We start from the raw sequence: 12,236 nt of genomic DNA on the forward strand, positions 1-12,236 counted from the left end.
GGCACCCATGCCTTGGAAGCGGCCGTGCTGCAGATCCGGGATCCCCGGGGCATGACGGTCGGCCTCGGCTTCCTGGTCTCTGACGAGCTGGCGCTGACCTGTGCGCACGTCGTCAACGCGGCGCTCGGCACATCCCCCGAGACCGCGCCCGCCGCACACGCCACCGTTGACGTCACGCTTCCCCTGCTCCGCACCCCCGCTGGAGGCCGGCCGGAAGGCGAAGCGGTCGGTGCGTCCCACGTCACGGCGAGTATCGAGCAGTGGGTTCCGCCGCGGCCGTCGGGCGCCGGCGATGTGGCCGTGCTGCGCCTCAACGCAGCGCTGCGAGGCGGGTGGCCCGTTCGGCTGGTGGACGAACCGGACGTGTGGCGGCACCCTGCGCGGGTGTTCGGTTTTCCCGAGGGCCGTCCCGGAGGCGTGTGGCATTCCGCCCTGCTCCGCGCGCCGCAGGCCAACGGCTGGGTGCAGGCCGATCTGGCGGAGGGCGGCTACCGGGTGTCCCGCGGCTTCAGCGGCAGCCCGGTATGGGACGAGGAACTGGGCGGCGTCGTCGGCATGATGGCGCTGGCCGAGGAGGGCGAGCCCCCGGCGAGCTATCTGATCCCGTCGGCCGGCCTGCTCGACGCCTGGCCCGGACTGCGGCCCCTGGTACTGCCACCCTCGCCGTTCCGCCGGCTGCTGGCCTTCGAGGAGGAGGACGCGGCCGTCTTCCACGGCCGTCTGGCGGAGTCCGAAGCGGTCGCCGCCATGGTCGACGCCGAACGCTGGACCGCGATCGTCGGCCCGTCCGGCTCGGGCAAGTCCTCCCTGGCCCGAGCCGGAGTCGTGCCCAGGCTACGGCCGCACGGCACGTCGGTGATCGTGCTGCGCCCCTCGGCGGGCAGTACCCCGGTGGCCGGTCTGGCCCTGGAGCTGCTGTCCCTGCTGGAACCCGGCCTGGACGAGACGGATCGGCTCGACCGCGTTCCCACGCTCGTCCGCGTGCTGGACAGGGAGCGCGGCCTGGCCGACGTCGTCCCGCGGCTGCTCGAACGGCAGGGGAGCCGCCGGCTGCTGATCGTGATCGACCAGTTCGAGGAACTGCTCGCACGCGAGCCGGCGGCCGTCGACGATCTGGCCCGTGTTCTCTTCGACGAGACCCTCCCCGACACGGCCCGCGTGCTGACCACCCTGCGGGCCGACTTCCTGGGCGCGGCGCTCGACCATCCGGGCCTCGGACAGGCCTTCGACGGGCAGCGGGCGTACGCGCTCGGCCCGATGCGCCCCGACCAGCTCCGTGACATCGTCACCCTGCCGGTGGCCGCCGTACCCGGTGTGCGGTACGAACCTCACCTGGTCGACCGCATCCTCGCGGACACCGGCTCCGAACCCGGCGCACTGCCTCTCCTCGGCTTCGCCCTCGACCAGCTCTGGCGGGAGCAGCAGCGGACGCACGGCCGGCTCACACATGAGGCGTACGAGAGGATCGGCGGCGTCACCGGCGCGTTGCACGACCATCTCGTCAGGGTCTGGGCCACGCATGTCCCCCAGGCGGACGAGGAGTGGGCGCGGCGGTTGTTCACTCGGCTGATCCGCGTGCCCCTGGAGTCGGCTGGCGTCACCCGCCGGGTGGTCAGGCGCACCGAACTGGACGACCGGGAGTGGCGTGTCGCGCAGCGGCTGGCCACCACCCGCCTCCTGGTCACCGGCCGGGACGCCGAAGGCACCGAGACGGTCGAACTGGCCCACGAGGCCCTGATCTCCAGCTGGGACCAGCTGGCCGGCTGGGCCGCGGAGGACCGCTCCTTCCTGGTCTGGCGGGAGTCCCTGCGTCACGACAGACGACGCTGGGACGACAGTGGACGTCCGGACGAACTGCTTCCGGCCCCGGCCGACCTGGCGAGTGCCAAGCCCTGGCTGGACGAACGCGGCGCCGAGATCACCGCCGCTGAGCACGAGTACCTGGACCTCGGACGCGCACACGGTCGTACGCGGGCGCGCAGGCGCCGTGCGATCAGGTCCGGCTTCGGCATCCTGGTGGTGCTCGCGCTGCTGTTCGGCACGATGTTCGTGTACACCCGGCAGCAGAGCGAGCAGCGCCAGGCACTGGCCGGTTCCCGCGCCCTGACCCAGTTCTCCCAGGACCAGGCGGACTTCGATCCTGCGCTGTCGGTGAAGGTGGCGCTTGCGGCGTACGAGATCGCGCCCACGCAGGAGGCGCGCAGCCAGCTGCTCCGGCAGTACCTGGCGTACTCCGGATCCACCCGCGTGCTCTCCGGCCTGCTGGGGACGGTGGTGCAGTTCCAGACCAGCCGGGACGGCGACGTCGTCTTCGCCAGATCGGCCTCGGCCCGCTCGACGCTCTTCGTGCACGCCCTCGACGGCACCGTGCGCAGCGAACAGTTCTCCCGCAAGCAGGTGACAGAGGTCATGGTGTCGGCCGACGGCAGCCGTGCCGCGTTCATCTGCGACGACGGCTCGGCCGGCTGGTTCCACGTGCACCCGGACGCCGACCGGCTCATCGGGGAGGTGCACGAACTGCCCGGCGTGAAGGATCTCCTCGTCTACACCTTCGAGAACAGGAGCGGGTTCGCCATGTCCGCCGACGGGCGGATCGTCGCCGCCCGCAGCAAGAGCGGCCTGGTCTGGTGGGACCTGGACAGCGGCCGGCTCGGCGGCCGGGTTCCCGCACCGGCCGACGCCGGCGGGGGGCTGTGGGTCGGCTCCGACGACCGGAGCCTGCTGGTGGACACCCTCGCCTTCGGCGGGAACAGGAGCACGAGCGGCCTGGTCGCCGTCGACGCGTACTCCGGCAGGAGCCGGACCGTCGTGCGCGGAGCCGGCCAGGTGCTGGTCTCGGGCGACCGCACATCCGTCGTCGTCTGCCGGAAGACCGATGCGGCGGTCACGTACACCCTGCGGCGGATCTCCGACGGAGCCCGGCAAGGACGTCGCTACGACGAGAGCGACGGCAACACCTGCGGGAGCATGCAGGGCGTCGACGCCACCGGTCGTCGCGTCGCGACGACCGATGGAGGCGACGTGTCCCTGGTGGATCTCTCCCGGAGCCGAAAGATCAGCGAGACCACCCAGCTCAGCGACGTGACGGCGACAGCGTACGACCTCGTGGCCAACGGCGGCAGACTGTTCGTCGCCGGGCACAGCGACGCGCTGATCAACTACCTCGAACTGCCCACCGAGCCCAACGTCCTCGACGTGAGCGAGCAGAGACTCAGCGCGGACGGCAAAAGGACCATCAGTCTGGTGGACGAGGGCGCGAGCCTGCAGGTCCACTCCGTCACGGCCACCGCGGTCGATCCGCCGATCGCCGAGGTCAGCCGCCCGAAGCCGTACTGGTACCCCAAAGGCAGTTACCAGGTCCTGCTCAACGCGGACCGCACACTCCTGGCCGACTGGGTCGCGAAGAACAGCATCCTCGTCCGGCGGGTGCCCACTCTTCGGCAGACGGCCCGAATCACCTTTGCCGCACCGCCGTCATCCGACCGCTTCCAGTACTTCTTCGACCGGAACGCACACCTCGTGACCGTGTCAGGGACGCGGATCCAACAGTGGGACACGAGGACGGGCAGGCAGCTCGCCCACTTCGACATCAAGACCCTGATCGCCGACAGCCACGGCGAAAGCACCCCGCCTGACGCGCATGTCGCCGTGTACCCGGGTGACAACCAGGTGGCCGTGCTGCTCTGGGGGGACCGCAGGGTCCGTGTCGTGGACCTCGGCACGGGACGTACGAGGGCGACCGTGAAGGTGCCCGCCGACGCGGTCGCCACACAGTTCGACCGCAGCGGTCGCCACTTCGCCGTCCTGCGCAGTGGCGGCATCGTGGAACTGTGGCGACGCGACCCCCCGCGCAGGGAACTTGGCCCGTTGCGCAGCGTGGCCGAAGGCCGGACGGAGCCGTACATGGCCGGATTCATCGACGGCAAGGGCGGCTACGCCGTGGCCGCCAACAGTTCCGTACGGATCTACCAGGCCGGCGAGCGCTCCTACCGCGACTCGTACGACTTCGGCCGCGTGCCCGCCGGCGGCATCCTGACGGGCGGCAGATACGTCTTCCGGGACATGACGCCGGACGGCCGGAGCGTGATCTACCAGAACACGGTCAGCAACACCGGAGGTCCGTTGCGGCTGGACCCCGGGCAGTGGCGGCGCAAGCTGTGCGCCGTCATCGGCAACCAGCCCCTGACCAGTGACGAGAAGGCCGGCCTCCCGGTACGCGCACCGAGCCGGCCCCTTTGCCCTTGACGCGGTGATCGGGTCGGACGGCGCACCTCAGCTTGTTCTTTGACCTTCGTCGGGCCTTGGCAGGGTTGGCGGCGGGCCTGAGCGTGGGCGGTCGAATCGGGATGCGCCGATCTGCGGAGCAACTGCACACTCAGTGCATGGCATTGCTCTCCGGTCGGTTCCGGGATCCGTGCAGTAGCGAGTGCGACTTCATCAACTTGATCATTGTGCGGTGCCCTGGTTGCGAAAGGGTCGCTCGTGTCATTGCAGCGCCCGAAGACTCCAATCCCGGAGGTCGGATCCTGTTCAGGCCGCGACGTCTGGTCTGTCGTGGCTGCGGACTGTCGCGGATGTGGAGCGGCCGTCTTGTCGCGCTCTCCTGTGGCACAGCTCAACCCGCGACGGATCCGTACTTCGGTATGCCATTGTGGTTCCAGGTTGAGACCCGGCATGGGTGGTTGTGGGCGTACAACCTCGAACATCTCGACCTGATCCGCCATTTCGTCGGAGCGTCGCTGCGAGAACGAGCGCCCTGGTACGACACCGGACAAAAGATGACCCTGGTGGCACGCCTTCCGGCATGGATCAAGCGAGCGAAGAACCGAGACGAGATCCTGCGTGCCGTCAGTCGGATCCACACCTCACTGGGTGCCGCCTGACCGGCTTGGCTTGTTACCTAACCTCTGGCCTCGAACAGGGCGTCGGGAATCCCCCATTCCGGCTCCTGTTCCCCTATGCTCACCAAGCGCGACAGGATCTTCACAGGAAGTGCACAGCGCTAGCGCGAAAGTGGCCATGAATAGACACATAAGAAGAGCCGCGAAACTCCTTACGGCGCCGGCCGCCGCTCTGACCCTCCTCTTACCCGCCCTCGCCGTGACTGCGACGCCCGCAGCCGCCGCGACAGATGACTACACCTTCACCAACCCCGACGGCACCCTGAACGCGACAGGCAACAACGACGGAAACCAGATCTCCGTCACCCCCGACGGCACCAACTACACGAACTGGCGCCTGATCAAGCTCGGTGTCCCCGGCCAGTTCGACATAGCCAACACCTCCTCCGGGAAATGCATCTACGCCACCCAACCCGCCACACAGAAATCCTGCGGTCAGGACGGCGAGCAGTGGCACTTCCGCCCCGTCGACGGCAAGCCCAACACCTTCGGCATCGTCCGGCGCGACGACTCCAGCGGCACCGAGTACTGCATGGACAACCGGGGCGGCCTCCACCTATGGGGCATCCTCGCCCAGCCCAACCAGTGCAAGGGCAGCGCGAGCCAGGAATGGACGATCCCCGTGTCCAAGGCAGCCGAGGCAAGGCAACTCGCCCTCGACTACTACGCCGACCTGTGCTCCAAGAAGACCACCACCTGTTCGTGGACCCAGAAGTCGGAGGGGCAGCCCGAAGCCCTGCCGCGCACCCTCGCCTCATCGGTCTGGTACAACGACACTGCCTCCTCTATGAAGCAGGTCTTCACCACCATCTACCACTCCGGATGGTCGCAGGCGTTCTCCACGGGCCTGTCGTCCTCCATAGGAGTGTCCGTTCCGCTCCAGGCCATGGTCTCCAGCCAGCTGACCTCGACGACGGTGTACACCTCCGACGAGACGACGATCAACGGCATCGCTGTGGAAGTCCCGTCGAAGAACTATGCCTGGGTCGACTTCGCAGCCGTCGGCAAGAAGGTCACCGGAACGTGGACGTTCGACACCGACAACCAGCCGTGGACCACGGACGCGACGGTCACCGTCCCCGTCGTCAACTCGGCCGCCGGATCGACGATGTACATCGCGCGCACCAGCTCCGACGCGCCGGGCAGCGGCAGCGGCAGCGGCAGCGGCACGACCAGCCCTGACCTCAAGCCGCAGACCTTCGCGAAAACCACCACAAAGACGCTGAATCTGCCTGCAGACGCCAGCATGACAGTCACGGACAACACGGTCACGGTCACCGCTGACGGCGGAACCACTCTCGCCACTATCACCCCCGGAACGGTCACCGACACCGACGGCACCGTGCACAAGGTCGCCCTGGCCGTCACCAGCAACACCGTGACGCAGACGATCGAAGGCGTCACTGGTGACACGATCACCGGCACCATGAGCCCACCGGTGTACTCGGTGAAGGACATCAGCGCCACGTCGGCAGTCGCCGCAGAGAAGACGGCGACGATGTCGGCGTTCGCGACGAAGAGCCCCGCACTCAGCGACGACAAGAACAAGCGCCTCCAGTGCATCGGAGACAAGATGGGCGAAGGCGCCACCTTCGGCCTTCTCGGGGCCGCCCTTGGACAGCCCGAAGCCGTCATCGGTGGAGTCTTCGGCGGCCTCGTCATCGGTCTCGCCGAATGCACCAGGTGACCTGACCGGCCGCTGAACGAAACGTCCCCTGCCCGAGACTGGGCAGGGGACGTGATCCGGATGTGCCGCCCTACGCGTGGTGCCGTCAACGGATCTGGCACCAGCTCCCAATGGCGCCTGCCGACTCTGTTGACCTGTGGGTTCAGGCGGTAGTGCGGGCGGTCGCGTCCGGCTCGCGGAGGGCGTCGGAGTAGTACCGGTGGAGTTCGACGATGAGCGCGGTGACGTCTTCGTCGGTCGCCTCCGGGATCTCGTTCAGGTGCTGCAGCAGGTTGTCGCGCTGTTCGTGGCCGGAGTTGGCGACGTGAGCGACAGTGCGGGCCGTTCCTCCCCCCGGCGAGCAGCAGCCGGTGCGGGCGGCCGCACCAGGTGTCGAAGCTGGTGGTGATCGCCCGCCACAGGGGCCAGACGTCGTCGGGTTGGCGGTGTTCGGCTAGTAGTAGCGCGGCGAATTCGATGCTGTGGCAGAGGCCCCAGCAGTGGCGGTGGAGCCGTGTCTCCTGGCCCAGCAGGAAGCGGCCGAAGTCGTGGTCCACCGGGCCTGGGGCGAGGAAGAGCGTGTCCAGGACGTCCCGGCGGTCCTTCCACCCCCGGTCCAGGGGCAGGCCGGCCTCGTTGTGGGCTGCCGTCGGAATTCCTGAAGCGTTCTCATTTCGTCCGACTGCTCTGTGGTCTGGTCGAAGTCGAGGAGGCTCATGCTGACCGCCTACGCTCCTCCCGTGCAGCATCTGCAGACTATGACGGAGAACGACGGTGCCATGGCTGCGGCGTTCCCGTCACGGCTCGCCGATGAGGTGCACGCCGTACTGAGCTTGTTTTCTATGGTCTGAGGGGGATGTCGACTGCTGGACTGGGTGATCGGGCACCCATCATGCTCTACGGATGATCCGAGGTGCATGGCGAGCGTGGCGGGACCGACGTGCCCAGGAGCGAGCCTGGGAAAACCGGGGCGTGGCGGTCCGGATGAACGAGTTCTACGACTCGCTCTTGGAGCCGGAGAGAGCGTCTGTCCAAGACGTCGCCCTCAAGTACGGCCGCCCCTGGGAGGACCGGTCGAGCTCCACGCACCTGCGGCAGTCGCGGGCCTCGGTCGTGGCGGTGACCAGCAGCGCCCCCGGACCCGCGGTGGGGACGCGGCACGGGAGGCGGCTCCCACCGGGTCGGTGACGTGGGTGAGGAACCTCGCCTCGCACCCCAGGGGGCGCGCGGGGGAGCAGAGTGCTGCGTCAGCCCGCCGCGGTGAGGCCGAACGGAGCGCTCACGCCGTCGCGGTGCGCCCGGCTCGGCACGCCCGTGATCCGGTCGCATCCGACGAGGTGCTCCGACCCCAGGCTCTCACTCCACACAGCCGGGAGTGAGGTCACGCCCTCAGGCCAGGCAGGTGAGGGGGCGTCCGCCGTTGTAGGCGACCATGTCGCCGAGGGCGGCCGCTGCGTCGATGGTCCGGCCGAGCGGGCCGTCCTCCAGCTCGGCGTACGCCCGGTGCAGGTTGCCGACGATACGTTCGGCGTCGAGCAGCCCGGCGTACTCGCCCAGGTCGGTCTCGCGGGCGGTCTCCAGGGGCGTCAGCCCTGCTTCGCGGCCCGCCCGGGCGGTGCGCTGTACGAACCGCAGGTAGCCGAGCACCTCGTCGACCAGCTCGGGACCGGCGATCCCGCCGTGGCCGGGAACGATGGTCGTCGCGCCCAACGGCTTGACCACCTCTTCCAGCACCTTCACGGCACCGGCCACGGAGCCCTGCAACAGGAACGGCGTGCCGCCGTTGAACAGCACGTCGCCGCTGAACAGGACACCCCGTTCGGGCAGCCAGACGATGGAGTCGTTGGTGGTGTGGGCAGGCGTGCCGACGTGGCGCACCTCGGCGCGCAGGTCGTCGGACCACACCGTGACGCCCTCCGTGTAGGTGAGGAAGGGCGGTTCGATCGTGATGTCACCCCACTCGACGTCGGTCCAGAACGCGGCCGCCGCGCCCGGCTCGCCCCACTGCAGGACGCTCGTCCTGGTCGCCTCGTGGCCGACGACGGTGGCGCCGTCGAACAGGTGGTTCCCGAAGGTGTGGTCGCCGTGGTGGTGGGTGTTGATCAGGGTGCGTACCGGCTGGGACGTGACGGTGCCGATCGCGTCCAGGTAGGCGCGCGTGCGCCGCACGGTCGAGCAGGCGTCCACGCTGATCACGCCGCGCCGTCCCGAGAGGAATCCGGTGTTGTTGATCCACCAGCTGCCGTCGGGCTGTATGTATGCGAAGACGTTCTCGCTGACCTCCTCCACCCGCGGCGGGGCAGGGAGGTCGACGTCGTGGTGGACACTGCTCACTGCGAACTCCTGTCATGAGGAAGGGAGTCCCCGGGGAGGTGACGGAACTCCCACACCCGGCCTGGCTCCTCGAACTCCGTGGGGATCATCACACCGGAGATCCCCTGGCCGGTACCCCGACTCGGGGCGCCCGGCGGCCGGTGCCTCAGGGGCGCCGGGTGAAGTGGGTGACCGGGCGTTCCAGTCGTTCGCCGTCCACGGTGATGTCGACCGCCTCGTTGTAGAACGCGAGCAGCCCCCTGACGGCGCCCACCCCGGGCAGCGGGTCGGCGTAGCTCCACAGTACGTCGGCCGGTACGTCGTCCCCGCCGCGCCAGGACCAGTACGCGGCGGTGCCCTTGTAGGGGCAGCCGGTGCTGTGGTCGGTGGGCTCGAACAGGTCCAGGCGGACGTCCTCGCGGGGAAGGTAGTAGCGGGTGGGCAGGCCCGTCTCGAAGAGCAGGACCGGGCGGCGGGTGTCCGCGACCGGTGTGCCGCCGATCCCGACCTGGACGTGCCGGCTGCTGGGGAGGGCGTCGACGCGCTTGTGCGGGTCGCGGGGGTGGACGAAGATCTCCTCTTCCTCCTCGTACCAGTGGTCGAGGCCGGTGCCGGTGCGCCGGGCCCACTCGAAGGCGATGTGGTCCGCCAGGGCGTCCGAGGGGAAGGTCCAGGCGGCGTTCGCCCGCGACTCGCCGCCGGCCTCCAGATCGTAGAAGACCGTCGATCCGGTGTGGGTGCCGATGGGCGGGTTCCGCGCCGGACGCAGCAGGTCCTCGCGGACCTCGCCGCGCGGAAAGGCGTACTGCGGCACCGGTACGCCGGGTTCCCACACGAGGACGGGACGGCGGCTGTCGACGACCGTGATCCCGGCCGTACGGCCGCGCACCCAGCGGCCGCTCGGCTCCCAGAGGATGCCCTCGGGAGTACGGTGCGGCGGCTCCGGGACGCTGTTCGTGGTCATGTCCGGTGCTCCTTCCGGCCCGCCGGCGGCGGCCGCCCGATATCCGGTCGTGCCGCGGCGCGCCTGCTGGAATGATCCCGTTGCGTGGTCACTACTCTGTGACCCTAAGACAACCATTCGGCCGGTGCGTTGGACGCGCGCCGGCCGGGGTCGCCGATGCCGGGGACGGCGCTCCCCGGGCTGCGGTGATCTTCCTGTCCAGGAGGACCCCCCGCATGTTTCGACGCATAGGCAACGCCGTGGTCCGACATCCCGTCTGGACGATCGTGGCCTGGCTCATCGCCGCGGTGGCGATCGTCGCCACCGCTCCCGGCCTGCCTTCGAACAGTGACGAGAGCAGTTTCCTGCCCAAGAGCTACGAGTCCATCAGAGCGGCGGACCTGCAGCAGAAGGCGTTCCCCAGCACCTTCACGCCGTCCGCGATCGCGCTGTACCAGCGCACGGACGGCGGCCGGCTGACCGACGCCGACAAGCAGGACGTGGCCCGGATCACCGCCGAGCTGGGCAAGAAGCACATCGACCAGGTGCAGAAGGTCGTCCCCGGCCAGCCGTCCAAGGACGGCAGGTACGACCTGACCCTGGTCCAGATGGACAGCAGGAAGGCCGGCCAGCCCGAACAGGCCGAAGCGGCCAGGGTGTTGCGCGAGGACGTCAAGCAACTCGCCAAGGGCACGCACCTGGAGGTCAAGCTGGGCGGCTCCGCGGCCCAGGCACTCGACCAGCAGGACTCGTCCAAACGCGGACAGGCACTGATCGGCATCGGCACCTTCGTCATCATCCTGGTGACGCTGCTGATCATCTTCCGGGCGCCGATCCTCGCCGTCCTGCCGCTGATCCTGATCGGCCTGGTGTCCGCCGTCGCCAACGGGCTGATCGCCTATGCCACCAAGCTGTTCGACCTGCAGGCGAACAGCTCGATCTCGTCGATCCTGATCGTCGTGCTCTTCGGCGTGGGCACGGACTACTTCCTGTTCCTGATGTTCCGCTACCGCGAGCGCCTGCGCGCCGGCGACGAACCCAAGCAGGCCATGGTCAACGCGGTCGACCGGGTCGGTGAGGCCATCGCCTCGGCCGCCGGGGCGGTCATCATCGCCTTCCTCGCGCTGGTGCTGTCCACACTCGGCTTCCTCAAGCAGATGGGACCGGCGCTCGCCATCGCGGTCGCCGTCACGCTGGTCGCGGGCCTGACCCTGATCCCGGCCGTGGTCTCGCTCATCGGACCGAAGGTCTTCTGGCCCTCCAAGTCCTGGCAGCGGGAACCGGAGAACGCCCGTTTCGCCGCCCTCGGCCGCGGGGTGCAGCGCCGCCCGGCGCTGACCGCCGGGCTGTCCGGACTCGTCCTGGTCGTGCTGTCGCTGGGCATTCTCAACTTCAACGCCACCTTCGACCTGGCGTCCGGTGCCATGCCCGAGACCAAGGAGTCCATGGTCGCCCAGGACGAGATGCAGAAGGCGTACTCGGCGGGCGCGGCCGCTCCCACCGACGTCTACCTGTCCAGTACCGACGGCAAGCCGCTGGACCGGGCCGCGTTCGACTCCTACGTGCGCAAGCTCGGCGCCGTGGACGGCGTCGCGGACGCCCGGATGACCCAGGTCGACAAGACGGGCGCCACCGCGGACTTCACGGTCACGCTGAAGTACGAGGCGTCGACGGACAAGGCCATCGACGCCGTGGGCCGGGTGCGCGACGTCGCCCACGCCGACGCCCCCGACGGCACCGAGGCCCTGGTGGGCGGCATGTCCTCGATCTACAAGGACATCGACGCCGCGGTCAATCACGACTACCGCACGGTCTTCCCGGTCGCCGCGATCCTCATCATGATCATTCTGGGGCTGCTGCTGCGCAGTGTGGTCGCACCCTGGTACCTGATGGCCTCCGTGGGCCTGGGCTTCGGCGCCACCCTCGGTGCCACCGTGTGGATCTTCCAGAACGGCCAGGGGCACTCGGGCCTGATGTTCATGCTGCCGGTGATCATGTATCTCTTCGTGGTCGCCATCGGCACGGACTACAACATCCTCATGATCGCCCGACTGCGCGAGGAGGCCCGCGAGGGGCGCGAGCCGCGCGAGGCCGCCGGCATGGCGCTCCGGCACGCCGGGCCGACCGTCGCCGCGGCCGGCTTCATCCTGGCGGCCACCTTCGCCACGATGATGCTGGCGGGCAACTCGCTGCTCACGGAGATGGGTTTCGCCGTCTCCTTCGGCATCGCGGTCGCCGCCTTCGTGATGTCGATGTTCTTCACGCCCAGTCTCACGGCGCTCATCGGGCACGCGGCCTGGTGGCCGGGGCACGGTGACCGGGCCGCCGGGACCGGGACCGGCTCGGCCGGCGCGGACCCGGCCCACGAGGGCGAGAGCCGCGACAGCGTCGCCCCCGATCCCGCCGGCCGCGG

6 protein-coding genes are annotated in these 12,236 nt (G+C 69.2%); 4 read left to right on the plus strand and 2 right to left on the minus strand.

Annotated elements, in window-relative coordinates; translation table 11 throughout:
* Nucleotides 1-24: 24 nt before the first annotated feature.
* The 3 genes from MXD57_RS23090 (at nt 25) to MXD57_RS23100 (ending at nt 6,588) form a co-directional block, all read left to right on the plus strand.
* Complete coding sequence (locus MXD57_RS23090; protein WP_250403668.1) at nt 25-4,245, plus strand: nSTAND1 domain-containing NTPase; 4,221 nt, start codon at nt 25-27, stop codon at nt 4,243-4,245.
* 137 nt (nt 4,246-4,382) lie between these two features.
* Entirely contained in the window at nt 4,383-4,883 is a 501-nt protein-coding gene (locus tag MXD57_RS23095) for a hypothetical protein (RefSeq protein ID WP_250403669.1), read from the plus strand.
* A 217-nt stretch (nt 4,884-5,100) separates the two neighbouring features.
* Nucleotides 5,101-6,588: an RICIN domain-containing protein gene (locus MXD57_RS23100; RefSeq protein WP_250403670.1), complete on the plus strand. Its 1,488-nt coding sequence runs from the start codon at nt 5,101-5,103 to the stop codon at nt 6,586-6,588.
* Between the two features lie 1,368 nt (nt 6,589-7,956).
* Here the strand turns inward: MXD57_RS23100 and MXD57_RS23105 are convergent.
* Both MXD57_RS23105 and MXD57_RS23110 read right to left on the minus strand, forming a co-directional pair.
* On the minus strand, nt 7,957-8,901 hold the full coding sequence (locus MXD57_RS23105; protein ID WP_250403671.1) for an MBL fold metallo-hydrolase: 945 nt from the start codon (nt 8,899-8,901) through the stop codon (nt 7,957-7,959).
* A 145-nt stretch (nt 8,902-9,046) separates the two neighbouring features.
* The gene (locus MXD57_RS23110; protein ID WP_250403672.1) at nt 9,047-9,844 is read right to left on the minus strand and encodes a DUF427 domain-containing protein; all 798 of its coding nucleotides are present in this window, start codon (nt 9,842-9,844) and stop codon (nt 9,047-9,049) included.
* Between the two features lie 215 nt (nt 9,845-10,059).
* On the opposite strand from MXD57_RS23110, the gene MXD57_RS23115 reads away from it, so the two are divergent.
* Nucleotides 10,060-12,236: MMPL family transporter (locus tag MXD57_RS23115; protein WP_250403673.1), on the plus strand; the 2,177-nt coding region annotated here is incomplete at its 3' end.

The sequence above is a fragment of the Streptomyces cellostaticus genome (assembly GCF_023630175.1).
In the GTDB taxonomy this organism is placed as follows: domain Bacteria; phylum Actinomycetota; class Actinomycetes; order Streptomycetales; family Streptomycetaceae; genus Streptomyces; species Streptomyces cellostaticus_A.